Raw genomic sequence first — 26,819 nt, 5'->3', positions numbered from 1 at the left:
TTCATCCGAATTTGCCGACGCCACCAGACGGGGGTCCCTCCCGCCATGCGTTCGCATGCGTCAATGGCGGCGCCACCGGACGACGGGCTCGTGTGCACTGACGCACCACTTCTGCAACGACGCAAAGGACGACACGACCTATGACCAAGCGCATCCGCCGCCCCTCCGACAGCGGCCTCAGCCGCCGTCAATTGTTGAAGGCGACCGGCAGCACCGCCGCACTTCTCGCCGCCGCCAAGCTGAATTTCCCTGCCGGTGCGTTCGCGCAAGATGCAGGTCCCGAGGTCAAAGGCGCCAAGCTCGGCTTCATCGCGCTGACTGATGCGACCCCGCTGTTCGTTGCCAAGGAGAAAGGCATCTTCGCCAAATACGGCATGCCCGACGTCGAGGTGCAGAAGCAGGCCTCCTGGGGCACGACGCGTGACAACCTGGTGCTCGGCTCCGAAGGCAACGGCATCGACGGCGCGCACATTCTCACTCCGATGCCGTATCTGATCTCCGCCGGCAAGGTGACGCAGAACAATCAGCCGACGCCGATGTACATCCTGGCACGGCTCAATCTGAATGGTCAGTGCATCTCGGTCGCCAAGGAATATGCCGACATCAAGGTTGGAATCGACACTGCGCCGTTCAAGGTCGCGCTGGATAAGAAGAAGGCCTCGGGCAAGGCCGTGAAGGCCGCGATGACCTTCCCCGGCGGCACGCATGACCTCTGGATCCGCTATTGGCTCGCCGCCGGCGGCATCGATCCCGACAAGGACATCGAAACCATCGTCGTGCCGCCCCCGCAGATGGTCGCCAACATGAAAGTCGGTACCATGGATAGCTTCTGCGTTTGCGAGCCCTGGAATCTCCAGCTCATCCATCAGGAGATCGGCTACACCGCGATCACCACCGGCGAACTCTGGGACAAGCATCCCGAAAAGTCGTTCGGCATGCGCGCGGCCTTCGTCGACAAATATCCGAGAGCGACGAAAGCGCTGCTGATGGCGGTGATGGAAGCCCAGCAATGGGCGGAAAAGGCCGAGAACCGCGAGGAAGCAGCGACGATCTGCGCCAAGCGCCAATGGATCAATTGCCCGGTCGAGGACGTCACCGACCGCATGAAGGGCAAGTTCGACTACGGCACCGGCCGCATCGTCGAGAACTCGCCGCAGCAGATGCGCTTCTGGAAGGACAATGCCTCCTATCCGTTCCAGAGCCACGATCTGTGGTTCCTTACCGAGGATATCCGCTGGGGCAAGTACGAGCCTGGCTTCGACACCAAGGCGCTGATCGCCAAGGTCAACCGCGAGGACCTCTGGAAAGACGCGGCCAAGACGCTCGGCGTGGCCAGTTCCGACATCCCGGCTTCCGCCTCGCGCGGTAAGGAGACCTTCTTCGACGGCAAGGTGTTCGATCCCGAAAACCCGGCTGCCTATCTGAAGTCGCTCGCGATCAAGCGCGTCGAAGTCTGATAGGTCCCGCGGCCGCCCATGGGCGGCCGCATTGTCATTGCAGCCGGAGAAGAATTTCGATGAACATGCCTGTGAAGAAGATCGGCGCTGAAGGTGTTGCGCCTTCCGCTGGCGCCACCGCGCCGGTCGTCGCGATGACACCGAAGCGACCGCCGCTGGCCGAGACGTATGCGCGGATGGCAAAGGAGACTGCGGTCCGCGTTATCCCGCCGCTCGTCGTGCTGGCGCTGTTGATGCTTGTCTGGGAGCTCATCTGCCGCCGCGCCGGCTCGACGCTGCCACCACCGTCAAGAGTGTTCAAGGATACGAAGGAGCTGATCCTCGATCCGTTCTTCGATCATGGCGGCATCGACAAGGGCCTGTTCTGGCATCTCTCCGCCAGTCTCCAGCGCGTCGCCTATGGCTATTCGATCGCGGCCATCGTCGGAATCGCGCTCGGCACGCTCGTCGGGCAATCGGTCTGGGCGATGCGCGGGCTCGACCCACTGTTCCAGGTCCTTCGCACCATCCCGCCGCTGGCTTGGCTGCCGCTTTCGCTCGCTGCCTTCCGCGACGGCCAGCCTTCGGCGATCTTCGTCATCTTCATCACCTCGGTATGGCCGATCATCATCAACACCGCTGTCGGCATCCGCAACATTCCGCAGGACTACCGCAACGTCGCGGCCGTCGTGCAGCTCAATCCGCTGGAGTTCTTCGGCAAGATCATGATCCCGGCGGCCGCGCCCTACATCTTCACCGGCCTGCGCATCGGCATCGGTCTCTCCTGGCTCGCCATCGTCGCGGCCGAGATGCTGATCGGCGGCGTCGGCGTCGGCTTCTTCATCTGGGACGCCTGGAACTCCTCGCATATCAGCGAGATCATCCTGGCGCTGTTCTATGTCGGCATCATCGGCTTCGTGCTCGATCGCCTGATCGCGGGCCTCGGCAGGTTCGTCACCCACGGCACCGCGCAGAACTGAAGGAGAGGGGCACATGACCGCCTATCTGAAGCTCGATCACATCGACAAGATCTTTACCCGCGGTGCGGCCACGACCGAGGTGCTGAAGGACATCAACCTCACCATCGAGAAGGGCGAATACGTCTCGATCATCGGCCACTCCGGCTGCGGCAAGTCGACCCTGCTCAATATCGTAGCAGGTCTGACGGGCGCCTCGACGGGCGGCGTGCTGCTTGAGAACCGCGAGGTCAACTCGCCCGGCCCCGATCGCGCCGTAGTGTTCCAGAACCACAGTCTGCTGCCCTGGCTGACCGTGTTCGAGAACGTCAAGCTTGGCGTCGACAAGGTATTTGCCAGAACCAAGACGCGGGCCGAGCGCGAGGCCTGGGTGATGCACAATCTCAACCTCGTGCAGATGGCCCATGCCAAGGACAAGCGTCCGTCGGAAATCTCAGGTGGCATGAAGCAGCGCGTCGGCATTGCCCGCGCGCTCGCGATGGAGCCGAAGGTACTTCTGCTCGACGAACCCTTCGGCGCGCTCGACGCGCTGACCCGGGCCCATTTGCAGGACTCGGTGATGGCGCTGCACCAGAAGCTCGGCAACACCATTCTGATGATCACCCACGACGTCGACGAGGCCGTGCTGTTGTCCGACCGCATCGTGATGATGACCAACGGGCCGAGTGCGCGCATCGGCGAAGTGCTGGATGTGCCGCTCTCCCGTCCCCGCAAGCGGCTCGAGCTTGCGTCGAATGCCGCTTACTTGAAGTGCCGCCAGCGCGTGCTCGAATTCCTCTACGAGCGTCATCGCTTCGTCGAAGCCGCGTAGACGGGTGGTTAACGCGAGGATGTGCCGCGCCTAAATAATCGACACCCCGCTCAATCCTTGTGCGCCGCACAAGGATTGAGCGAATCGCAAAATATGCGTGCGAAAAAGTCCTACGAAAATTTCGGACCGTTCAAATAAGTCACTGAAATCCCTGTATTTCCCGGTCGCGCGCAGTTGGCATGGAATTTGAAATGTCATTTTGCGACGCCAACGACGACGTCCCTCAACATCATCAATCAGCATCGTGAACTCGCCACCGGGGAGAAGCCTCGGAGCGTGCCTCCATGCCTGGAGGCTAAGCCTGCAACGACGCAGCGGTGAGCCTAGAAGGGATTATCAATGACGACGAATCCGAATGGAAATCCGGCTTCAAGTCCGACCTGGATTTCAGACTGGCGCCCCGAGGACGAGGCGTTCTGGAATGCGACTGGCAAGACTATCGCGCGACGCAACCTGATCTGGTCGATCGTGGCCGAGCATATCGGCTTCTCGGTCTGGCTGATCTGGAGCATCGTCACCACCAAGCTGCCGCAGGCAGGCTTCCACTTCACGACCGACCAGCTCTTCCAGCTTGTCGCCGTGCCGGGCCTGATCGGCGCCTTGATGCGCTTCCCCTACACCTTTGCGGTCACGACCTTTGGCGGCCGCAACTGGACCATCTTCAGCGCGGCGATCCTATTCATCCCGACGCTGTCGCTCGCTTATTTCGTGAGCCAGCCCGACACGCCGTTCTGGCTGATGCTGCTCGTCGCGTCGACCGCAGGCCTCGGCGGCGGCAATTTCGCCTCCAGCATGACCAACATCTCTTTCTTCTTCCCAGACCGGATGAAGGGATCCGCGCTCGGTCTCAACGCTGCCGGCGGCAATATCGGCGTCTCCAGCGTGCAGCTCCTGACGCCCATCCTGATGACGCTCGGTGTCATCAACCTGTTCCAGGCGACGCCCGTCGACGGCATCTTCCTGCAGAACGCCGGGTTGATGTGGGTGCTGCCGATCGCGATCGCCGTATTCGGCGCTGTGTTCTTCATGAACAACCTGGCCTCGGCCAAGTCGTCGGTGAAGAACCAGCTCGCGATCGTCAAGCGCAAGCACACCTGGATCATGGCCTACCTCTATATCGGGACCTTCGGCTCCTTCATCGGCTACTCGGCAGCGTTTCCGCTGCTGATCAAGACCCAGTTCCCGCAAATCACGATCGCGATCGCCTTCCTGGGTCCGTTGGTCGGCTCGCTGTCGCGGCCTCTCGGCGGGTGGCTTGCCGACAAGGTCGGCGGCTCCATCATCACCTTCTGGAACTTCATCGCGATGGCGGCCGCCACGATCGGCGTCCTCTATTTCGTTGGCCAGAAGGACTTCATCGGTTTCCTGGCGATGTTCCTGATCCTGTTCGTCACGACGGGCATCGGCAACGGCTCGACCTACCGGATGATCCCCTCGATCTTCCGTGAGGAAAATCTGTTCAAGGTGCGCGGCAAGGGCGATGCAGCGCGCGCGCTGGCGCTGAAGACGGCAAGCATCGAGAGCGGCGCGGCGGTTGGCTTCATCGGCGCGATCGGCGCTGTCGGCGGCTATCTGATCCCGACCGGTTTTGGCAAGTCGATCGCGCTGACTGGCGGGCCGCAGCTCGCGCTGGCGATCTACCTTGTCTTCTACGCCTCCTGCCTCGGGCTGACCTGGTGGTTCTACCTGCGTCGCGGCCCGCAGGCCGAAGGCGCGGCGAGCCTCGCCGAAGCGCGCGTGTAGAGCATGATCCGGACCCGGAGGGCCGCGTTAGCGCAAAGTGTGCAGCGGTTTTTCCGCGAAGATCATGCTCAAGAGATAGAGACTTGGTACGAATCTCGCTTCTCCCCGTACGCGGGGAGAAGCTTTGCCGGAGAGTTTGACCCATGAACCTTATCCGCAAGGGCGCGGACAAAGGCAGACTTCAAACCAGCAAGGAGACCAACGATGACGCCCGAACAGATCAACCTCGTCCAGCAGAGCTTCGCCAAGGTCGCTCCGATTTCGGACGCGGCTGCGATGTTGTTCTACGACCGCCTGTTCGAGGTCGCGCCATCGGTGAAGGCGATGTTTCCTGCTGACATGACCGAACAGCGCAAGAAGCTGATGGCGACGCTTGCCGTCGTCGTGAACGGTCTGACCAATCTCGACTCGATCCTGCCGGCCGCATCCGCGCTGGCGCAACGTCACGTCGCTTACGGCGCGAAGCCCGAACATTACCCGGTCGTGGGCTCGACCCTGTTGTGGACGCTGGCGAAGGGGCTGGGCGACGCCTGGACGCCAGATGTCGCCGCCGCCTGGACCGCGGCCTACGGCGTGCTGTCGAACTTCATGATTTCCGAGGCCTATGGCGCGCGGCCGCAGGCCGCAGAATAGGAGAGCAAAGTGAGTGAGCCACTCGTCATCGTCGGTAACGGTATGGCCGCCGCGCGTCTGGTCGATGAACTCGCCAAGACCGCGCTCGGCCGTTACGCAGTCGCTGTGATCGGCGAAGAGCCGCGGCTCGCCTACAACCGCGTGCTGCTCTCGTCCGTGCTTGCGGGCGAGACCGGCTCCCACGAGATCGAGCTCAGGCCCGCCGACTGGTGGCGCCAGCGCGGCGTGACCGTCCGCTACGGCTATCGCGTCACCGAGATCGATGTCGGTCGTCGCGAGCTGAAGATCGCGGGCGAGGAGAGCATGGAATATTCCAAGCTCGTCCTCGCCACCGGCTCGACGCCGCTGCGGTTGAACGTGCCGGGCGCCGACCTCACGGGCGTCCACACTTTTCGCGACAGCCGCGACGTCGATCTGCTCTTGACGCTCGCAGCAGCCAAGAAGCGCGTCGTCGTGGTCGGTGGCGGCTTGCTCGGACTGGAAGCTGCCTATGGTCTTGCGAAAGCCGGCGCACCGGTGACGCTGCTGCATCTCATGGATCGCCTGATGGAGCGCCAGCTCGATCTGCCTGCGGCCGAGTTGCTCAAGACGCTGGTCGAGCGCAAGGGCATCAATGTCGTTCTGAATGCGAGCACCAAATGCATTCATGGCGACGGCCACGTCGAGGCCGTCGAGCTTGCCGACGGCAGCCGCATCGAAGCCGATGCCGCGATCGTTGCGGCGGGCATCCGGCCGAACGTCGCGATCGCGAAGGAGGCAGGGCTTGCCGTCAACCGCGGCATCGTCGTGAACGATTGCCTCCAGACCAGCGAGTCCGACATCTTCGCGCTCGGTGAATGCGCCGAGCATCGCGGCACGGCTTACGGGCTGGTCGAGCCGGCCTATGAGCAGGCACGCGTGCTGGCGCGGCATCTTGCCGGCAAGAGTGCCACCTATCAGGGCAGCGTGGTCTCGACCAATCTGAAAGTATCAGGCGTCAGCGTGTTCTCGGCCGGCGATTTCGTCGGCGGCGAGGGCAGCGAGAGCCTCGTGCTCTCCGATCGCAGGCGCGGCACCTACAAGAAGCTGGTCATCGCCGACGGCAGACTCACCGGCGCCGTGCTGATCGGCGATACCGTGGACGCGCTCTGGTATCTCGAACTGATCCGCAATCGCGAGAAGGTCGCCGCGATCCGTACCGACATGATGTTCGGCCGCGCACTCGCGCTTCCGCCCAAAGCCGCTTGATGGATGTCGCCTGAATGACTGCGATCGATCCGACGCTCCGCGCCACCAGAACGACCTGTCCCTATTGCGGCGTCGGCTGCGGCGTGCTGGCGACGCCCGACGGCAATGGTGGCGCTGCGATCGCCGGCGACCCCGAGCATCCCGCCAATTTCGGCCGGCTCTGCTCCAAGGGCTCGGCGCTCGGCGAGACCGTCGGACTCGAGGGACGTCTGCTCTATCCGATGATCCGCTGCAAAGGCGTGATGGAGCGTGTCGCCTGGAGCGACGCGCTCGACCATGTCGCCCATCGCATGCAGCATATCGTGGCGCGTGACGGCGCGGATGCTGTCGCTTTCTATCTCTCGGGCCAGTTGCTGACGGAGGACTACTACGTCGCCAACAAGCTGATGAAGGGGTTCGTCGGCACGGCGAATGTCGACACCAATTCGCGGCTCTGCATGTCGTCCTCGGTCGCCGGCCATCGCCGTGCCTTCGGCGCCGACACCGTGCCCGGCTGCTACGAGGATCTCGACCAGGCTGACTTGCTCGTGCTGGTCGGCTCCAACGCGGCCTGGTGCCATCCGATCCTGTTCCAGCGCATGCGCAGGAACAAGGAGGAGCGCGGCGCTCGCATCATCGTGATCGATCCGCGCCGCACCGATACTGCAAGCGACATAGACCTGTTCCTGGGCGTGAAGCCAGGCACCGACACCGCGCTGTTCTCCGGCCTGTTCGTCCATCTCGCAGACAACGGCGCTCTCGACAAGGACTACATCGCGAACAACACGTCGGGCTTCGACGATGCGCTCGCCCGTGCGCGCAGCATCGCCGGCAGCGTGACCGCGACGGCGCTCGCGACCGGACTGTCGGAGCAGGACGTCGCGGCGTTCTATGCGATGTTCCGCGAGACCGAGCGTGTCGTCACGCTGTACTCGCAGGGCGTCAACCAGTCGGCGCAGGGCACCGACAAGGTCAACGCCATCCTCAATTGCCATCTCGCCACGGGCCGCATCGGCAAGCCAGGGGCTTCGCCGTTCTCGCTCACGGGACAACCCAATGCGATGGGTGGCCGCGAGGTCGGTGGGCTCGCCAACCAGCTCGCCGCGCACATGATGTTCACTCCGCCCGAGATCGACCGCGTGCGGCGGTTCTGGAAGGCGCCGCGCATCGCCACCCACGAGGGGCTCAAGGCGGTGCAGTTGTTCGAGGCGATCAACCGCGGCGAGGTCAAGGCGCTGTGGGTGATGGGCACCAATCCGGCGGTGTCGCTGCCGGATGCCGATCTCGTGCGCGATGCGCTGAAGAAGCTCGAGCTGTTCGTGGTCTCGGAGAACGTGCTTTCCAACGACACGGTGGAGGCGGGGCCGCATGTGCTGTTGCCCGCGCTCGCATGGGGCGAGAAGTCGGGCACGGTGACAAATTCCGAGCGCCGTATCTCGCGGCAGCGTTCGTTCCTGCCGGCGCCGGGCGAGGCGCGGCCGGACTGGTGGATTCTGAGCGAGGTCGCAAAGCGCCTCGGCTTCAGTGCGGGCTTCAACTACAAATCGGCCGCCGAGATCTTCCGCGAGCATGCCGCGCTCTCGGCGTTCGAGAACAATGGCAGCCGGGATTTCGACATCGGCGCGCTGCAATCGGTATCCGACGAGGCCTATGATGCGCTGGTGCCGCTGCAATGGCCGGCGCGCGAGGGGCAGGAGGGACCTGGCGCGCGCTTCTTTGCGGGCGGCGGCTTCTTCACCAATGACGGCAAGGGCCGTTTCGTTGCGCCGGAGGTACCGGCGCTGCGCAGCGAGACCAATGCGGCGCGACCACTGCGGCTGAACACGGGTCGCATCCGCGACCAGTGGCACACCATGACCCGTACCGGCCTCAGCCAGCGGCTCGGGGCGCATCTGCCAGAGCCGTTCGTCGAGATTCATCCTGATGATGCCGGCAAATACGGCGTCACCGACGACAGCTTTGCCCGCGTCACCACCGATTACGGGCAGTGCATCCTCAAAGTCGTGGTCAGCGAGCGCCAGCAGCGCGGCACGCTGTTCGCGCCGATCCACTGGAGCGCGATGAACGCCTCGCATGGCCGCATCGGCGCGCTGGTGCAGTCGTTCAACGATCCGTTCTCGGGGCAGCCGGAAGCCAAGGCAACCCCGGCCGCGATAGCGCCGTACGAATACGTCTTCCGCGGCTTTGTTCTGTCGCGAAAAGCACTCGCGCTGCCGCCGCATCTGTGGTGGGCGCGTGTCGCGATCGGCGGTGGCTACGGCTATCTCTTCGCCGACAATGCGGATCTGTCCCGCTGGCCGATCTGGCTGCACGATATTGGAGGCGAGGATATTGCCGAGTACCGCGATTTCGGCGGCGGCGTCTACCGCGCGGCGTCTTTCGTCGGCGATCGCATCGAGGCCTGCCTGTTCATTGGCCCTGCCCATGATGCCGGCGATTGGGAGGTGGTGAAGAGCCTGTTCGCGGCAGGCAGTGTCAGTGACGAACAGCGCCGCATGTTGCTCTCGGGCAAATCGACCGAAGGTGTCGCCTCGACCGGTCCCGTGGTCTGCGCCTGCTTCGGCGTCGGCCGCGCCACCATCTGTGACACCATCGCCGCCGGCGCGCGCAGCGCGGCCGAGATCGGCGCAAAACTCAAGGCCGGCACCAATTGCGGCTCCTGCATTCCCGAGCTCAAGCGGCTGATTGCGGAGACGGGCGGGGCTGCGAAGGAGGCAAAGTTCGCCGGCGCGGCGGGCTAGCGCCACACTTCCTGCATCATCGCCCGGCTTGCCGCCTTCGCTGAAGCTTCGGCGAGCCGAGTCCGCGAGCCTCGTCGAAGCCTTGGCGGAGACGGGATCGGGCGATCCAGCACTCCGAGACGTCCGAGACAAATCGATAGGCCGCGGCATAGTTGATGCCCCGCCTGCGCGGGGCATGACAGTGTGGGGTTGATCTAAATCATCGCCTCTTCGCGCACTCGCTGTCATCATCACTGCCGCGCAACTCGCCCGGCGTTTTTTCCGTGTCCGACGTTCCCATTCGGCCCTTCCTGATCGGCTTTCCCGCCGCGGGACTCGTGCTCGGCTTTGTGCTGCGCGCATCCGGCGCTTCGGCGTGGGTTGATCTGGTCTGGGCGATTGCGACGCTGCCGGTATTGCTTGCGCTCCTGGTCGAGATCGTGCGGAGCCTGTGGCGCGGCGATGTCGGGCTCGATATCGTGGCTGCACTTTCGATGACGTCGGCGCTGGTGGTCGGTGAGGAGCTTGCGGCCGCCGTGGTCGCGCTGATGTATGCCGGCGGGCAACACCTCGAGGACTTTGCCGAGGGCCAAGCGCGGCGCGAGATGACGGCGCTGCTCGCGCGCGCCCCGCGCAAGGCGATGCGTCATCGCGACCATCGGCTCGAGGAGATCGACGTCGAGCTCGTCGCGACAGGCGACCGTCTGCTGATCCGCCAGGGCGAGATCGTGCCGGTCGACGGCACGCTCGCAAGCCCGCTCGCCGTGCTCGACCAGTCTGCGCTGACGGGGGAATCGCTGCCGGTCCAGTGCAGGGACGGCGAAGCGGTGATGAGCGGAGCCACCAATGCCGGCGAAGCCTTCGACATCATCGCCACCCGTCCGGCGGCGCAAAGCACCTATCCGGGTATCGTCCGCCTGGTCGAGGCGGCGCAGCGCGCCAGGGCGCCGATGGCGAGGCTCGCCGATCGCTATGCGATCGTGTTTTTGGTCGCAACGCTCACGATCGCGGGTGCGGCCTGGGCCTGGACGCAGGATCCGATCCGCATGGTGGCGGTGCTGGTGGTGGCGACGCCCTGCCCGCTGATCCTCGCGGTGCCGGTTGCCATCGTCGCTGGCCTGTCGCGCGCGGCCCATTACGGCATCTTGATCAAGGGCGGCAAGGCGCTCGAGACGATGGCTCGCATCCGCGTCCTCGTGGTCGACAAGACCGGCACGCTCACCGATGGCAAGGCGAGGGTGGTTGCAGTCCATGCCGCGGAAGCATTTCGTGAGGATGACGTGCTGCGGATCGCCGCATCGCTCGATCAGGCCTCCAAGCATGTCATCGCGCAGGCGCTGGTGGCCGAGGCGCAGCGCCGCGGGCTTCCACTGTCGATTCCGGCCGATGTCGCGGAGACGCCCGGCGAAGGCGTCAAGGGACGCGTGCAGGGCAGCTTCGTCGCCGTCGGCGGTCGTCGCTATGTGCGATCGCAACTGCCGGATCCGATCCAGGGCACGACTGAGCCCGCGTTGACAGCGCCGGGAGCGGTCGCCGTGTGGCTGGCGCTTGACGGCCGGCTTGCCGGACGGATCGTGCTCGCCGACGAGCTGCGCGCCGGCATCGACGAGCTCCTTGCCAAGGTGCGGCGCCTCGGCGTTGAACGCATCGTGCTCGCGACCGGCGACCGCCGCGACGTAGCCGAGGCCATCACGGCCGGTCTCGGCCTCGATGCGGTTCGCGCCGAGCTGACGCCGGACCAAAAAGTCATGGTGGTGCTGTCAGAGCGCAAAGCCGGTCCGGTGATGATGGTGGGCGATGGCGTCAACGACGCCCCGGCACTCGCGGCCGCCGATGTCGGCGTCGCCATGGGTGCGACGGGTGCCGCCGCGTCGGCGGAAGCAGCCGACGCCGTGCTGCTGGTCGACACGCTCGACCGCATCGTGCCCGCGATCGAGATCGCGCGCCGCGCACGTTTCATCGCGCTTCAGAGCGTTATTGCCGGCATCGGCCTGTCGACGCTCGGCATGATCGCGGCTGCCTTCGGCTACCTGACGCCAGTCGAGGGCGCGATCCTGCAGGAGGTGATCGACGTCGCCGTGATCCTGAATGCGCTGCGCGTGCTGCGCGACCGGTGAGCTATGCTCGTCTCCGACGGAGGCGCGGGCCAATCGACGCTTCGAACATTGTCGCCTATGCTGTCACGCGGCGAGAGAAAGCACTCAGATCTCGCCCGTGGAGAAATACATGAACACAAAACCCTTCGGCCACACCGGCGCCAGCGTCTCCGTCATCGGACAGGGCACCTGGTATCTCGATCATGGCGACCGCAAGCGCGCGATTGCCGCGCTTCAGCGCGGGCTTGATCTAGGGATGACGCATATCGACACCGCCGAGATGTACGGCGAGGCGGAACTCGTGATTGCCGATGCGATCGCTGGCCGCAGGGACGAGGTTTTCCTGGTCTCGAAGGTGTTGCCGAGCAACGCCTCGCGCCGCGGCACCATCACCGCTTGCGAGCGCTCGCTCAAGCGGCTGAAGACGGATCGGCTCGACTGCTATTTGCTGCACTGGCGTGGCTCCTATGCGCTGGAGGACACTGTTGCTGCCTTCGAGGAGCTGGTGAAGGCTGGCAAGATCAAATCCTGGGGCGTGTCCAACTTCGACGCCGACGATCTCGACGACATCCTCGACGTTGCCGGCGAAGGCAAGATCGCCTGCAATCAGGTGCTGTACCATCTCAAGGAGCGTGCAATCGAGCACGCGGTGATCCCGTGGTGCGAGCGGCACGGTGTTGCGGTGGTGGCCTATTCGCCATTCGGCCATGACGATTTTCCCGCAGCGACGAGCAAGGGAGGTGCGGTGCTCGCGCGCATCGCAGAGGCGCACAGCGCGACGCCGCGTCAGGTGGCGCTCAGCTTTCTCACCCGTGCAACTACGGTGTTCGCGATCCCGAAGGCGTCATCCGCCGAGCATGCTGGCGAAAATGCGGCGAGCGGCGATCTCGTGTTGACCATGGACGATGTTACCGCGCTGGATGCGGCGTTTCCGCGCGGCAGCAAGCCACGCAGCCTGCCGATGCTGTAATGCAAGAAAGCGCCCCTTGTTAATGGAGCGTTTACGCACGTGCCCACCAGTGCATATCGGCATCCTGTTTTCGGGCGTTGTGAACCACGCGCAATTGGCGTTTTTATAGGTTCATACGATTCGCATTTCCCGAGTTCCAGCCGTGACCCCGCCGCCAGCCGCAGCCGCAAGGCTCGACAGTATTTCCGTGCCTGTGCCAGAAAGGAAGCAGGCCGCACGCCGCGCACCCGCGCGCGTCGACCATCCCTTCAAGGGCATTGCGCTGGTCCTGTTGTCGACCGTATTTCTCGGCTGCTCAGACGTCACCGCGAAATATCTTTCGACGAGCCTGCCGTCGATCGAGATCACCTGGATCCGCTTCCTGACCTTCGCACTGATGTTCACGCCGGTGATGCTGCCGGCCTCGCCGCTCTATGCGATGCGTACCGAGCGGCTCGGCCTTCAGTTGATGCGCGGTGCGGCGCTGCTCGGCTCGTCACTGTTCTTCATTACCGGCCTGCGTTTCCTCCCGATCGCGGAGGCCTCCGCCACCGGCTTCGTCTCGCCACTGTTCGTCACGGCGCTCTCGATCATCTTCCTGAGTGAGAAGGTCGGCCTGCGCCGCTGGCTCGCAACTGCGCTCGGCCTCGTCGGCGTTACGATCATTTTGCGGCCCGGCTCAAGCGCATTTCACGTCGCCGCGTTCTTCCCGATCGTCTCGGCGTTTTGCTGGGCGGCTGCGCTGATCCTGACGCGCATGATCAGCGGGCGGGAAGCTGTCCTCACCACGATGGCCTATTCCGCGCTCACGGGCGTTGCCCTCCTGACCGCGATGGTGCCGTTCGTCTGGGTCACGCCGAGCTGGACTGCCATCGGGCTCGGTATCTTCATCGGCATCGCCTCCACGGTTGGCCAGTGGATCATCGTGCTCGCTTATCGCTATGGCGATGCTTCGGTGCTGGCGCCGTTCTCCTACACGCAATTGCTGTGGGTCAGCATTTTGGGCTTCTTCATCTTCGGTGAGTTGCCGGACGTCTGGACCATCACGGGCGCGGCGTTCATCGTCGCGAGCGGCCTCTATATCGCCCATCGCGAGCGTGTCCGCCGGGCCCAGCTCTTGGTGCGCGAGGAGCGTTCGCCGAACGCCTGACGCAATCTGAAGGGCTGGCTTTGTGCTATCAACGGCTCCGACAAGAATGGGAGGAGCCGGGTACGGGCTGCATCGAGAGCGACAAGAGCGAGCCGATGCTCGGCATCATGAAGAGCTCAACGTCCAATAAGTCGTCGGCTACACGCCAGAGGAGTTCGCCTATTCGCTACGCCTAATCGCGGAGGGCGAGGTGGAGGCGGCCGCGATGGTGACGGCCAAGGTCGGCATCGACGGCGTGCCCAAAGCCTTCGCCGATCTCGCCAATCCCGAGGCGCAAACCAAGATCATCGTGGAGCCGTGGAGGTAGCGGCGAGCTGAAGCGCGGGGCCATCGGGCTTTGCAGGTCCCTCGGCCCTATCGCTGATTAGGGCTCGGCGATCGATGATCGCCTGATGGAATTGCGCCAGCACGAGCCCGAAGGCGGCGAGATCGCCGTCTTCAATGGCGCCGTCCTCGTGGCAGATCAGCGTCTCGCGCAGAATGTCGTCCGCGGCGCGTTGCATGGCCGCAAGTTCATCGAGGGACGAAGCCTCGCGCACGCTCACGATCGCGCCGAGCAAGCGGTCACGGTGCAGCGTGTTCAGCTTGCGCTCATCGCGCCGCAGGTAATGACGCAGCCACGCGGCCACCGAGCCGAGGCCGGAGAGGATCAGCACCGCGCCCCAGATGTAGTCGCTGTACTTGTCCATGAAGCTGCGCTCGTTGCTGTCGATATAGGCGGCAGCGCCGGGATGGGCTGGCAGCGCGGCGTCCTTGTCGGTGTCCGGCTTCTGGATGTGGCTGACGCTGGGCAACTCCTTCGCGAGTGACGGCCGGATCGTGAACAGCTCGCGGGTGAAGGCAGCGACCGTATCCTCGGAGAGCGAGCTCGGCGCCACGATCAGGTGGTTGACGGCGATGGTGTCAATCTTGTCGTCGGGCCGTTGCGGTGACGAAGCGAACGCGCCAGCCGGTATTTCCTCGGATTCATAGAGCGGATGCCGTTCGGCGATCGCGTCGGAAACGTCGACGCCGAGGAATTTTGGCTCGCCGCGCGCCCGCGCCGTTGCGGCGATCGTGTCCGCGATCACTTTCGCATCGAGCGCGCCGACCATCATGAATGCGTCGAGCGTGGTGTCCTGCGTCATTTCGGAGATGTGGTCGGTACCGAACTGTACCACCGTCACCTTCTGCGGATTGACGCCGGATTCTGCCAGGATCACGCGCAGCAAGATGATGTTGGCATCGCCGAGGCCCACGACACCGATGCGACGACCGCTAAGGCCTGCGATCTCGGTCACCTTTGATTTCGCCGCGCCCTTGCGGCCCGTCGGCGCCCACAGCACCACGAAGTTTCGGCGCAGGATCGCCACCGAGTTGGTGTCGGGTGGCATGTCGAGGTCGCCGCGCGCTACCGCTAGATCGCTCTTGCCGCCGCCAAGCAGGTTGAGGCTTTGCAACGCGCCGTCCGTCTCGATCGGCGCCAGCCGCACGGCGCCACCCTTCGCATCGAAGGCCCTCGCGAGCGCCTGTATCACCGTCTGGTCGTCGCTGCCGGGCGGGCCGACGGCGATGCGCAAGCTCGCCGGCTGCCAAGCCCAATAGGCAACGGCGAGAACCACCGTCACCGCCGAAAGGATGCTCGCGAGCAGCAGCCACGGGCCGGAGCGATTGCGGCGACGAAGCAAGGTCTCACTAGTCACGCTCAAATCGCTCGGCACGGGCATCTCGTGGTCCTCATCCCGAAGGCCGGTTGCCGGTGGCTGCTGCCGGCGCCGTCAATATTTCGCGGGCACGTACATCTCGTCCGGAATTGGCCCGCGGTGATAGTCGGGGTTGCGGACGCGCGGCGGCAGCGTCACCGGCACGCGCGAGACCTCCTGGTAGGGGATCTGGCTGAGCAGATGCGAGATGCAGTTGAGCCGCGCGCGCTTCTTGTCCACGGCGTCGACGATCCACCATGGCGAATCCGGCAGGTGGGTGCGCTCCAGCATCGTCTCCTTGGCCTTGGTGTACAGCTCCCAGCGGCTGCGTGCCTCGACGTCCATCGGGCTCAGCTTCCACTGCTTCAGCGGATCCTGGATGCGCATGGAGAAGCGGAACTGCTGCTCGTCGTCGGTGATGGAGAACCAGTATTTGAGCAGGATGATGCCGGAGCGGATCAGCAGCCGCTCGAATTCCGGTACCGACTGGAAGAACTCCTCGTACTGTTCCTCGCTGCAGAAGCCCATCACGCGCTCCACGCCCGCGCGGTTGTACCAGCTCCGGTCGAATAGTACGATCTCTCCGCCTGCGGGCAAATGCGACACGTAGCGCTGGAAGTACCATTGCGTGCGCTCGCGCTCACTGGGGGCTGGAAGCGCGGCGACCCGGCAGACGCGAGGATTGAGGCGCTGGGTGATGCGCTTGATGACGCCGCCCTTGCCGGCGGAGTCGCGGCCCTCGAACAGAATGACGACCTTCTTCTTCTCGCTCTGCACCCAGTCCTGCAGCTTGATGAGCTCGCCCTGGAGGCGGAGCAGCTCCCTGAAATAAGCCCTGCGGTCCATGGTCGGACCGGGGGTATCGGTCTCGCTCAGGAGCTTGTCGAGGCGGCTGTCGTCAAGCTCGAGTTCAAGCTCCTCGTCGAGGTCGTCGGCCATTTCCTGGATAATGCGGTCGCGCTTGGCGGCTTCGGAGGTGCGGTCGGCTGCAGTCATGGATCCTTACTCTCGGCTAGAGTGCCAGGGGCTGACCATCGGCGGGCTTTGTTGCGCCAATGTGACACCGGGGATCGGGCAGGCGTTTGCCCCGGGCGGATTGGGTCAGCGAGGCTGCCGTCACACGGGTAGTGCGATCGAATATTTCACCTGGCTTAGCGCAAAGCTCGACTCGATCGAGGCGATGCCGTCGAGCCGGGTCAGCTTGTTCTTCAGGAACGCCTCATAGGACGACAGGTCGGCGGCGACGACGCGCAAGAGGTAGTCGCGGTTGCCGGTCATCAGGTAGCATTCCAAAACCTCGTCCCATTTCGAGATCGCGCGCGCAAAGCGATTGAGGTCCTCCTCCTTCTGCCGAGCCAGCTTGATCGAGATGAAGACGCTGACGTGCAGCCCCAGCGCCTTCTGGTCGACGGTTGCGATGTAGCGCGTGATGACGCCGCGCTCCTCCAGTAGCTTGACCCGGCGATGGCAGGGCGAGACCGACAAGCCGACCTTGTCGGCGAGTTCCTGCATGGTCAGCCGGCTGTCGGCCTGGAGCAGGGCGAGGATCTTTCGGTCGATGGCGTCAAGCTCGGGCATTGGGATGAAACCTATGTGGAGTGGCTATTCTTTGGTAAAATATCCCAACTTGGGCGGGCGTGGCGCCAAAAATTGAGAATTTTGCCGGCTGCCGCAGGCGTATCATAGTCCATCATTTTCCGGAGCATCGCCATGCCCGTCGATTCCGCCCGCCTCGACACCTTGTCCGCGCTCGCCCGCAAGGTGCTGTGGCTGTCGTCATGGACCATCCATCATGCAAACCACATCCGCGCCAACGCGGACGGCCTGAAGGTCGGCGGCCATCAGGCCTCATCCGCCTCGCTCGCGACCATCATGTCGGCGCTGTATTTCCACGTGCTCAGACCTGAGGATCGCGTCGCGGTGAAGCCGCACGCAAGCCCGGTGTTCCACGCCATCCAGTATCTGTTTGGCCGGCAGACCCGCGAGAAGCTGGAGAATTTCCGCGGCTTCAAGGGCGCGCAGTCCTATCCCTCGCGCACCAAGGACATCGACGACGTCGATTTCTCGACCGGCTCGGTGGGTCTCGGTGTCGCGCAGACGCTGTTCTCGTCGCTGGTGCAGGACTACGTCAAGGCGCATGGCTGGATGAAGGATCGCCGCGAAGGGCGGATGATCGCGCTGGTCGGCGACGCCGAGATGGACGAGGGCAACATTTTCGAGGCGCTCGCCGAGGGGTGGAAGCACGGCCTGCGCAACACCTGGTGGGTGGTCGATTACAACAGGCAGTCGCTCGACGCCGTCGTGCGCGAGGGGCTCTGGGAAAAGTTCGAGACCATGTTCCGCAATTTCGGCTGGGACGTGGTCATCGTGAAATACGGCCGGCTGATGCGCGAGGCTTTTGCCGAGCCCGGTGGCGAAGCGCTTAAAGCGTGGATCGACAACTGCCCGAACGCGCTCTACGCGGCGCTGTGCTTCCAGGGCGGCGCGGCCTTCCGCAAGCACCTGCATGACGAGATCGGTGACCAGGGGCCGATCACCAAGCTGATCGACCGGCGCAGCGATGATGAACTGCTGGCGTTGATGTCGAACCTTGGCGGACACGACATGGCGAGCATGCTGGAGGCGTTCGAAAAGATCGATCACGATCGCCCGGTCTGCTTCATTGCCTACACCATCAAGGGCGTCGGTCTGCCGTTCCAGGGCCACAAGGACAACCATGCCGGCCTGATGACGGTTGCGCAGATGGAGAAGTTTCGCGAGAGCCAGAACATTCGCCCCGGTCACGAGTGGGACAAGTTCGAGGGCATGGCGCAGGGCGCTGCCGGGCTCGAAGCCTTCCTCGCGCGCGTGCCCTTCAACCAGGATGGCCGCCGGCTGACCGCGCCCGCCGTCGAAGTGCCCTCTCAGCTCACCTTCAAGCCGTCGGCGCAGATGTCGACCCAGCAGGGTTTTGGGCTTGTGCTGAACGAGATCGCGCGCACCGACAGCGAGCTTGCGGAGCGCATCGTCACGACGTCGCCCGACGTTACCGTCTCGACCAATCTCGGTCCCTGGGTGAACCGGCGCGGCCTGTTTGCGCGCGCCGAGAAGGCGGATTTATTCCGCAGCGAGAAAATTCCATCCACGTTCAACTGGGACGCATCGCCCAAGGGGCAGCATCTCGAGCTTGGCATCGCAGAGATGAACCTGTTCATCATGATGTCGGCCCTGGGGCTCTCGCACCAGATCAATGGCGAGCGCTTGCTGCCGGTCGGCACGCTCTACGATCCCTTCATCGAGCGCGGCCTCGATGCGCTGAACTACGCCTGCTATCAGGATGCTCGCTTCATGGTGGCGGCAACGCCCTCCGGTGTCACGCTCGCACCCGAAGGCGGTGCGCATCAGTCGATCGCAACGCCGCTGATCGGCATGGCGCAGGATGGGCTCGCATCGTTCGAGCCGGCCTTCGTCGACGAGCTCGCCGTGATCATGGGCTGGGGTTTTGACCACATGCAGCGCGAGGCGGGCGAGGGTGGCTCGGTCTACTTGCGTCTGTCGACGCGCACCATCGAGCAAGCGCAGCGAATCATGACTCCGGAGCTCGCTCAGGGCATCACCGACGGCGCCTATTGGTTGCGCAAGCCGGGCCCCAATGCCGAAATCGTAATCGCCTACACCGGCACGGTGGCGCCGGAGGCGATCGAGGCGACCGGCTTCGTCGGCGAAAGCCGGCGCGACATAGGCCTGCTTGCGATCACCTCGGCCGACCGCCTTCACGCTGGCTGGACCGCCGCGCGGAAATTGCGGCGCGACCGCCGCGGCGTGCAGCATTTGAGCCATATCGAAAAGCTGCTTGCGCCATTGCCGCGCGATTGCGGTCTCGTGACCGTGATCGACGGCCACCCGGCCACGCTCGGCTGGCTCGGCAGCGTCCGCGGCCATCGCGTCGAGGCGCTCGGCGTCGAACAGTTCGGCCAGACCGGCACCATCGCCGACCTCTACCGCCATTATGGCCTGGACGCGAACGCCATCATCGATGCGGCCGAAAGCCTCACCACCGGCGCGCCGGTGCTGCATCGGAAGATGGCGGTGTGAAGTGTGTCCTCGCCCTGGCGAAAGCCAGGGCCCATACCGCGAGGTCCATCGATCGCCGATCGTGGTCGTCCCACGGCAACGAGCCTTCGCCAAACTGCTCCCTGGGGTAATCGCGACGAGCGCGGGCGCTCGCGCGGGGATCCTGGCTTTCGCCAGGACGACATTCAACCGAGACCTTGCCAGTTCCCGGTCGCGCGATCATATTCCCGCGCGTCCGCCGCAACGCAGGTCAAGCTGAGGGCGGGTTCAACAACCCGGGTTTTCGTGCAAGGATAGCTGCCGAAACGCCCCTCCAATGCTCCCCAAGAAGAGGTTCACAATGGTCAATCGCTTGCAATTCTACATCGATGGCGCCTGGGTCGATCCCGCCGTCAAGAAGTCCACTCCGGTCGTCAATCCGGCGACGGAAGAGGCGATGTATGAGGTTGCGCTCGGCTCCAAGGCCGACGTGGACAAGGCTGTCGCTGCCGCCAAGCGCGCCTTCGTCACCTATTCCCAGACCAGCCGCGAGGAGCGCGTCGCGCTGCTCTCCAAGGTCATCGAGATCTACAAAGGCCGTCTCAAGGAGATTGGCGCCGCCGTGTCCGACGAGATGGGCGCGCCGCTGCCGATGGCGGAAAAACTCCAGGCCGGCGCGGGCCTTGGCCATCTCATGACCACGCTCGACGTGCTCAAGAACTATCATTTCGAGGAGCCGGTTGGCACCGCCATGGTGCTGCGTGAGCCGGTCGGCGTGGTCGGCATGATCACGCCCTGGAACTGGCCGCTCAACCAGATCGCCTGCAAGGTGGCGCCCGCGCTCGCCGCCGGCTGCACCATGATCCTGAAGCCGTCGGAGTTTACGCCGACCTCGGCGCTGATCTTCGCGGAAATCCTCCATGAAGCCGGCGTGCCGAAGGGCGTGTTCAACCTCGTCAACGGCCTCGGCCCCGAGGTCGGCGCCGCCATGAGCGAGCATCCCGATATCGACATGATCTCGTTCACCGGTTCGACCCGCGCCGGCATCGATGTGGCCAAGCGCGCAGCTCCGACCGTGAAGCGCGTCAGCCAGGAACTCGGCGGCAAGTCGCCGAACGTCATCCTCGAGGGCGCCGACCTCACGAAGGCGGTGACCGGCGGCGTGATGCACATGTTCAACAACTCCGGCCAGTCCTGCAACGCGCCCTCGCGCATGATCGTGCCGCTGTCCAAGATGAAGGAAGTGGCCGCGATCGCGAAGGCGGTCGCCGACAAGACCAAGGCTGGCGATCCGCGCGGCGAAGGCACCACCATCGGCCCCGTCGTCAACCGCGGCCAGTGGGACAAGATCCAGGCGCTGATCAAGAAGGGCATCGACGAGGGCGCAACGCTCGTCGCCGGTGGCCCGGGCCTGCCCGAGGGCGTCAACAAGGGCTTCTACGTTCGCCCGACCATCTTCGCCGACGTCACCAGCGATATGACGATCGCGAAGGAGGAGATTTTTGGACCGGTGCTGACCATCATCGGCGCCAAGGACGAAGCCGAGGCCGTGCAGATCGCCAACGACACGCCCTATGGCCTTGCGGGCTACGTCTCGGCCGATACGGTCGAGAGCGCGAAGCGCGTTGCCCGCCAGATCCGCGCCGGCAACGTCAACCTCCAGGGCGTGCCCAACGATCGCTCCGCGCCGTTCGGCGGCTACAAGCAGTCGGGCAACGGCCGCGAGTGGGGCAAGTACGGTCTCGAAGACTTCCTCGAGGTGAAGGCTGTCGCCGGCTTCAACGCGGCGTAAGCCTCGTAGTCTGAACAAACATGACGCCGGAGCGGGACACCGCTCCGGCGTTTTTCGTTTTGCTGACGGTGTTTCGACAACGAGAGAATTCTTAGGGTGGGCAAAGGAGTGTAGCGACGTGCCCACCGTCGCGTAATGAACGAGAAGTGGTGGGCACGCTTCCGCCTTCGCTCTTCGCGCTACGGCGGACAAGTCACTTTGCCCACCCTACGATTCCGGCAACGGCGGAGAGACTATCCCCCCAGTGCCCCCTGCGTGTTCACGTACAGCGCGTAGATCGACTGGCTCGCCGCCATGAACAGTCGGTTGCGCTTGACGCCGCCGAAGCAGAGATTGGCGCAGCGTTCGGGCAGGGCGATGCGACCGATCATCACGCCGTCGGGCGCGAACACCACGACGCCGTCGAGCTCGGGATCGCCCATGCCCCAGCCGCACCAGAGATTGCCGTCGATGTCGCAGCGCATTCCGTCCGGCGTGCCCGGCCCTGCATCGATGAGCACGCGCTTGTTGGAAACCGTGGTGCCATCGGGCGAGACGTCATAGGCGAGGATTTTGCGGTTCGGTTGCCCGCGCGATTCCACCACGTAGAGGATCTTCTCATCCGGCGAGAAGCACAGCCCGTTCGGGCCGAGCACGCCCTCGGCCACGATTGTTGCCTTGCCGCTCACGGGATCGAGCCGGTAGACGTTCGGCTCGATCTCCGACTCCGCCTTGTGGCCCTCGTAATTGCCGAGCAGGCCGAACACCGGATCGGTGAACCAGATCGCGCCGTCGGATTTCACGACGACGTCGTTTGGCGAGTTCAGCCGCTTGCCGCCAAACGAATCCATCAGCACCGTGATCGAGCCGTCATATTCGGTGCGCACCACCCGGCGCCCACCGTGCTCGCAGGTGATCAGCCGACCCTGCCGATCGCGCGTATTGCCGTTCGCGAAATTGGAGGGTTTTCGGAAAATGGAGACCGCTCCGGTTTCCTCCTCCCATTTGATGATGCGCTGGTTGGGGATGTCGCTGCATAAGAGATATCGCCCGTCGCCGAACCACACCGGTCCCTCGGCCCAGCGCAGGCCGGTGGCGAGGCGTTCCACGGCCGCGGGTTTCAGCCAGTATTTCTCAAACCTTGGGTCTAGTGCAGTTATCGCCGGGTCGGGGTAATAGGTCGCCGGCCGCCAACCTTGGGATTGCACCGATGCATCGGACATTTGCAGTTCTCGTTGTTGCGTCCCCTCAGGCCAAGTCTGCTATCATCAGTGACCCAAGACCGCAAACCGGTCGCTACCAACGAGGGAAGAAATGCCGCGTATTTTGATGACGGGAGCTTCGGGTGGAATCGGCAGCGCAATGCGCAAATTGCTGCCGCCGATCTATCCGGATCTCCTGCTCTCCGACATCAAGCCGCCTGCCGATCTCGGCGCCAACGAGACGTTCAAGGCGGCGGACCTTGCCGATCTCGCGCAATGCGAGGCGATCTGCGATGGCGTCGATGGCATCCTGCATTTCGGCGGCTATTCGGTCGAGGGATCCTGGGACGATATCCTCCAGGCCAATATCATCGGCGGCTACAACCTGTTCGAGGCGGCGCGGAAGAAGGGCGTCAAGCGCGTGGTCTTCGCGTCATCCAACCATGCGGTCGGCTTCTACCCCCGCCATCACAAGATCGGCACCGACGTCACCCCGCGTCCCGACAGCCGTTACGGCGTCAGCAAGGTATTCGGTGAAGCGGTCGGCGCGCTCTATGCCGACAAGCATGGCCTGAAGGTCACCTGCCTGCGCATCGGCAATTTCGGCGAGAAGCCGCTCGACCAGCGCCGGCTCGCGATCTGGCTGAAGCCTGAGGACCTCGTGCAGCTCTGCCGCATTGGCCTCGAGCATCCCGACATCCATTTCGAGATCTTCTACGGCGCCTCGCTCAACGAACGCGCCTGGTGGGACAACCATCGGGCCTACGAATTCGGCTATCGTCCGACCGGCCGCGCCGAGGATCATGTGCAGCACGCAATGGCCGAGCAGGCCAAGCTCAAGCCGGATCCGGTCGGCGACTACTACCAGGGCGGCGCGTTCTGCAGCATCGAATTCGATGCGGACAAGAGCCGGATCATCGACTGGACCAAGCGCTAGGAGACGCCAAAAAGGCGCGTTACATGGAGAAATCGGCAACATCTCGCCCTGGAACGACCACCGCAATCACAATACGGCCAATGCATGAGAGCGACGTACCGGAACTGCTTCGGCTCATGCGTGCGATTGTCAGCTTTGAGCGTGGTCAGAATTTCAGCCTTAATGAAGCGGAGCTGCTACGTCGTGGCTTCGGTGAGCGGCCCGAGTTTGGCGCTTACGTCGCAGATGCAGGTCCTGGGTCGCTTGCCGGAATGGCCGTTCATTACGAAATCCCTTTTATGCATACGCTGCGGCCACTCTTGATGCTGAAATGGCTCTATGTTGATCCGGAGTGCCGAGGCGGGCGTGTCGGCCAAAGACTCATGCGGCAAATGGCGCTGCATGCCCGTGCGACAGGACACAAGCGCTTCTGCTGGTTCGTGCTGAACGACAACGTGCTGGCGCGGTCATTTTATCGCGGTCTCGGTGCAACTGAGGATCCTGAGTGGCGGCGGTGGGTCATGCCTGCCGACGCTCTGGATCGGCTCGTGGAACGCGCAGAGCGCGCGCTTTAGCGCTTGGTCTCCTCGTCCGCGATCCGGTTCAGATAATCCGACTTGTGCTCTGTTGTTGACAATCGGGGGCCGGCCTGTACGACAATGGGGCAATGGCGAGGCGAACGGAGTGGCGTCATGACGAGTGGCTTGCGCAAGGGGCTGACGAGCTACGGCGATGCCGGCTTCTCGCTGTTCCTGCGCAAGGCCTTCATCAAGGCCATGGGCTATTCCGACGACGCGCTCGAGCGCCCGATAGTCGGCATCACCAACACCTACAGTGATTACAATCCGTGCCACGGCAACGTGCCTCAGATCATCGAGGCCGCCAAGCGCGGCGTGATGCTGTCGGGCGCGATGCCCTTCGTGTTCCCGACCATCTCGATCGCGGAGAGTTTTGCGCATCCGACATCGATGTACCTACGCAATCTGATGGCGATGGACACCGAGGAGATGATCCGTGCCCAGCCGATGGACGCGGTGATCGTAATCGGTGGCTGCGACAAGACTCTGCCCGCGCAAGTGATGGCGGCGATCAGCGCCGACCTGCCGACCGTCGTCATTCCCGTGGGGCCAATGGTCGTCGGCCACCACAAGGGCGAGGTGCTGGGCGCCTGCACGGACTGTCGGCGGCTGTGGGGGAAATATCGCGCGGGCGATATCGATGACGTCGAGATCGAGGCGGTCAACGGCCGGCTCGCGCCTTCGGTCGGCACCTGCATGGTGATGGGTACGGCCTCGACCATGGCCTGCATGATCGAGGCGCTGGGGCTTTCACTGCCGATGAGCGCGACGATCCCGGCGCCGCACGCCGAGCGCTTCCGCCTGGCGGAGGCGAGCGGCAAGGTCGCCGCGGAGATGGCCAAGACCAAGGGACCGAAGCCGAGTGAATTGCTGACGCCGGCGTCCTTCAGGAATGCGCAGGTCGTGCTGCAAGCGATCGGCGGCTCGACCAACGGCCTGATCCATCTGACGGCGATGGCGCATCGCTCGCCGCTCCGGCTCGATCTCGACGCCTTCGACAAGCTCGGCCGCGAAGTGCCGGTGCTGGTCGATCTCAAACCGTCCGGCGAGCACTATATGGAGCATTTCCATCACGCCGGCGGCGTGCCGAAGCTGCTCGCGCAGCTTGGCGATCTCATCGATCTCGACGCCAAGACGATTTCTGGACAGACGCTGCGCGACGTGGTTGCCAATGCGGAAGAGGTGCCCGGACAGGACGCTATCCGTCCGCGCGACAATCCGATCAAGCCCGAGGGCGGGCTTGCCGTCCTGCACGGCAATCTCGCGCCGCGCGGCGCGGTCATCAAGCAATCCGCGGCAAGCCCCAAGCTGTTGCAGCACACCGGGCGTGCCGTGGTGTTCGAATCCGTCGAGGACATGACCCTGCGGGTCGATGATCCCGATCTCGACGTCACCGCCGATGACGTGCTGGTGCTGCGCAATGCGGGACCGAAGGGGGCGCCCGGCATGCCGGAAGCGGGTTACCTGCCGATCCCGAAGAAGCTCGCGCGTGGTGGCACCAAGGACATGGTGCGCATCTCCGACGCGCGCATGAGCGGCACGGCCTTCGGCACCATCGTGCTCCACATCACGCCGGAATCCGCCGTCGGCGGGCCGCTTGCTCTGGTGAAGAATGGCGACATGATCCGGCTGGACGTTGCCAAGCGCAGCATCGAGCTTCTGGTTGACGATGCGGAGCTAGCGCGACGGCGGGCGGCGTTGAAGCCAGCGGCCGCGCCGGACAATAGCAGACGTGGCTATGCTTGGCTGTTCAACGAGACCATCTTGCAGGCCGACGAAGGCTGTGACTTCGATTTCATGCAGAGGACCGGACCAAAGACCGAGCAAAAGACCGAGAAGGGGTGAGCGACCACCCGCAAAACCGTTCAGCCGCAAAAGCGGCGAACCATAAAACAGGGGGAGACGATGATTGCACGATCCATGCTTGGGCTGGCGGCAACGGCCGCGATCCTGTTCGCAACTAGCGCATCCGCACAGGAGGTAAAGCACTATCGCTTCGCCTACGACCAGCCGCGCAACACCGGCTATTCGATCGCCGGCGATCTCTTTGCCGACAAGCTCAAGGAATTGAGCAAGGGCACCATGATCATCGATCAATATCCCGGCGCGCAGCTCGGCCAGGAGCCGCAGGTGCTCCAGCTCGTGAAGGCGGGCGACGTCGAATTCGCAATCATCTCCTCCGCCAACACCGCGACGATCTCGCCGCAGGCCGGCGTGATGTCGCTGCACTTTCTGTTCCGCGACGAAAATCACGTGATCAAGGGATTGGCCGACCCGAAAGTGTTCGAGGCGCTCAAGACGTTGATCGACGAGACCACGCAGGGCCTGCACGTCATTGCGACGGGCTCGCAAGGCGTGCGCCACATGTACTCCAAGCGGGAGATTCACAACGTCGGTGACATCAAGGGGCTGAAGGTCCGCGTGCAGGCGACCGCGACGGAGGACACAATGTTCCCGGCCTATGGCGCCCAGACCGTGCACATGCCCTTCGGCAGCGTCTACACTTCGCTGCAAACCGGCGTGGTCGACGTCGCCGAGAACAGCATCAACGTCTATCTCGTCAACAAGCATTACGAAGTGGCGCCGGTGCTCAACATCACCGAGCACGAGGCCAACAACGCGCTGGTGTTCGTCTCCGACAAGCTCTGGCAAAGCCTCTCGGCCGAGCAGAAGCAGTGGGTGCAGACTGCGGCGAACGAGATCAGCTCGAAGGAGCCACAGAAGGCGTTCGATCTCGAGCGCAGCGCGGCCGAGAAGCTGAAGAAGATGGGCGTCAAGATCGTAGACAACGTCGACAAGAAGAGCTTTACGGCGATCGCCGATCCCTATCTCGACAAGCTCGCCAAGGATCTCGGCCCGCACGCCGAGAAGATCAAGAACCTGATCCGGTCGATCAACTAGGCCGCGTGCAGGCTTT

At 64.0% G+C, this 26,819-nt stretch carries 20 protein-coding genes; 16 read left to right on the top strand and 4 right to left on the bottom strand.

Features of this window, described 5'->3' with window-relative positions; translation table 11 throughout:
* Positions 1-140 precede the first annotated feature (140 nt).
* The 10 genes from SO180_RS14465 to SO180_RS14420 all read left to right on the top strand — a co-directional run bounded on the left by SO180_RS14465 (position 141) and on the right by SO180_RS14420 (position 13,721).
* Positions 141-1,457: a CmpA/NrtA family ABC transporter substrate-binding protein gene (locus SO180_RS14465; protein WP_449379499.1), complete on the top strand. Its 1,317-nt coding sequence runs from the start codon at positions 141-143 to the stop codon at positions 1,455-1,457.
* Between the two features lie 59 nt (positions 1,458-1,516).
* A complete protein-coding gene (gene ntrB / locus SO180_RS14460) occupies positions 1,517-2,416 on the top strand; it encodes a nitrate ABC transporter permease (protein ID WP_449379498.1) in 900 nt (299 codons plus the stop codon).
* A 13-nt stretch (positions 2,417-2,429) separates the two neighbouring features.
* Complete coding sequence (locus SO180_RS14455) at positions 2,430-3,224, top strand: ABC transporter ATP-binding protein (protein ID WP_449379497.1); 795 nt, start codon at positions 2,430-2,432, stop codon at positions 3,222-3,224.
* A 339-nt stretch (positions 3,225-3,563) separates the two neighbouring features.
* Positions 3,564-4,967: an MFS transporter gene (locus SO180_RS14450; protein WP_449379496.1), complete on the top strand. Its 1,404-nt coding sequence runs from the start codon at positions 3,564-3,566 to the stop codon at positions 4,965-4,967.
* A 204-nt stretch (positions 4,968-5,171) separates the two neighbouring features.
* Complete coding sequence (locus tag SO180_RS14445) at positions 5,172-5,600, top strand: globin family protein (protein WP_449379495.1); 429 nt, start codon at positions 5,172-5,174, stop codon at positions 5,598-5,600.
* A 9-nt stretch (positions 5,601-5,609) separates the two neighbouring features.
* Entirely contained in the window at positions 5,610-6,827 is a 1,218-nt protein-coding gene (locus tag SO180_RS14440) for an NAD(P)/FAD-dependent oxidoreductase (RefSeq protein WP_449379494.1), read from the top strand.
* Positions 6,828-6,841: 14 nt separating this feature from the next.
* Positions 6,842-9,547 (top strand): molybdopterin-dependent oxidoreductase, encoded by a 2,706-nt coding sequence (locus SO180_RS14435; protein ID WP_449379493.1) that lies wholly within the window; start codon positions 6,842-6,844, stop codon positions 9,545-9,547.
* A gap of 263 nt (positions 9,548-9,810) precedes the next feature.
* Entirely contained in the window at positions 9,811-11,643 is a 1,833-nt protein-coding gene (locus SO180_RS14430) for a heavy metal translocating P-type ATPase (RefSeq protein ID WP_449379492.1), read from the top strand.
* 109 nt (positions 11,644-11,752) lie between these two features.
* Complete coding sequence (locus SO180_RS14425) at positions 11,753-12,592, top strand: aldo/keto reductase (protein WP_449379491.1); 840 nt, start codon at positions 11,753-11,755, stop codon at positions 12,590-12,592.
* 187 nt (positions 12,593-12,779) lie between these two features.
* The gene (locus tag SO180_RS14420) at positions 12,780-13,721 is read left to right on the top strand and encodes a DMT family transporter (RefSeq protein WP_449379542.1); all 942 of its coding nucleotides are present in this window, start codon (positions 12,780-12,782) and stop codon (positions 13,719-13,721) included.
* Between the two features lie 284 nt (positions 13,722-14,005).
* Here SO180_RS14420 and SO180_RS14415 read toward each other — a convergent pair whose 3' ends face one another.
* The 3 genes from SO180_RS14415 to SO180_RS14405 all read right to left on the bottom strand — a co-directional run bounded on the left by SO180_RS14415 (position 14,006) and on the right by SO180_RS14405 (position 16,981).
* Positions 14,006-15,403 carry a TAXI family TRAP transporter solute-binding subunit gene (locus tag SO180_RS14415; protein ID WP_449379490.1) on the bottom strand — a complete coding sequence of 466 codons (1,398 nt, stop codon included), beginning with the start codon at positions 15,401-15,403 and terminating at the stop codon, positions 14,006-14,008.
* A gap of 75 nt (positions 15,404-15,478) precedes the next feature.
* Entirely contained in the window at positions 15,479-16,399 is a 921-nt protein-coding gene (gene ppk2, locus SO180_RS14410) for a polyphosphate kinase 2 (RefSeq protein WP_449379489.1), read from the bottom strand.
* A gap of 120 nt (positions 16,400-16,519) precedes the next feature.
* Entirely contained in the window at positions 16,520-16,981 is a 462-nt protein-coding gene (locus SO180_RS14405) for an Lrp/AsnC family transcriptional regulator (protein ID WP_449379488.1), read from the bottom strand.
* Between the two features lie 132 nt (positions 16,982-17,113).
* Here SO180_RS14405 and SO180_RS14400 point away from each other — a divergent pair, with 132 nt between their 5' ends.
* On the top strand, positions 17,114-19,477 hold the full coding sequence (locus tag SO180_RS14400) for a transketolase (RefSeq protein ID WP_449379487.1): 2,364 nt from the start codon (positions 17,114-17,116) through the stop codon (positions 19,475-19,477).
* 319 nt (positions 19,478-19,796) lie between these two features.
* Complete coding sequence (locus tag SO180_RS14395) at positions 19,797-21,227, top strand: aldehyde dehydrogenase family protein (protein ID WP_449379486.1); 1,431 nt, start codon at positions 19,797-19,799, stop codon at positions 21,225-21,227.
* A 233-nt stretch (positions 21,228-21,460) separates the two neighbouring features.
* On the opposite strand, the gene SO180_RS14390 is transcribed toward SO180_RS14395, so the two are convergent.
* Positions 21,461-22,429: an SMP-30/gluconolactonase/LRE family protein gene (locus SO180_RS14390; RefSeq protein WP_449379485.1), complete on the bottom strand. Its 969-nt coding sequence runs from the start codon at positions 22,427-22,429 to the stop codon at positions 21,461-21,463.
* Positions 22,430-22,520: 91 nt separating this feature from the next.
* Between SO180_RS14390 and SO180_RS14385 the strand changes: the two genes are divergently transcribed.
* The 4 genes from SO180_RS14385 (at position 22,521) to SO180_RS14370 (ending at position 26,803) form a co-directional block, all read left to right on the top strand.
* Positions 22,521-23,345 carry an NAD-dependent epimerase/dehydratase family protein gene (locus tag SO180_RS14385; RefSeq protein ID WP_449379484.1) on the top strand — a complete coding sequence of 275 codons (825 nt, stop codon included), beginning with the start codon at positions 22,521-22,523 and terminating at the stop codon, positions 23,343-23,345.
* 80 nt (positions 23,346-23,425) lie between these two features.
* The gene (locus SO180_RS14380) at positions 23,426-23,899 is read left to right on the top strand and encodes a GNAT family N-acetyltransferase (RefSeq protein WP_449379483.1); all 474 of its coding nucleotides are present in this window, start codon (positions 23,426-23,428) and stop codon (positions 23,897-23,899) included.
* A gap of 117 nt (positions 23,900-24,016) precedes the next feature.
* Positions 24,017-25,747 carry an IlvD/Edd family dehydratase gene (locus tag SO180_RS14375; RefSeq protein WP_449379482.1) on the top strand — a complete coding sequence of 577 codons (1,731 nt, stop codon included), beginning with the start codon at positions 24,017-24,019 and terminating at the stop codon, positions 25,745-25,747.
* 60 nt (positions 25,748-25,807) lie between these two features.
* On the top strand, positions 25,808-26,803 hold the full coding sequence (locus SO180_RS14370) for a TRAP transporter substrate-binding protein (protein ID WP_449379481.1): 996 nt from the start codon (positions 25,808-25,810) through the stop codon (positions 26,801-26,803).
* Positions 26,804-26,819: the final 16 nt, after the last annotated feature.

The sequence above is a fragment of the Bradyrhizobium sp. UFLA05-112 genome (genome assembly GCF_053572325.1).
The sequence above is the reverse complement of the archived record's forward strand: the minus strand, read 5'-3'. Positions and strand labels throughout refer to the sequence as shown.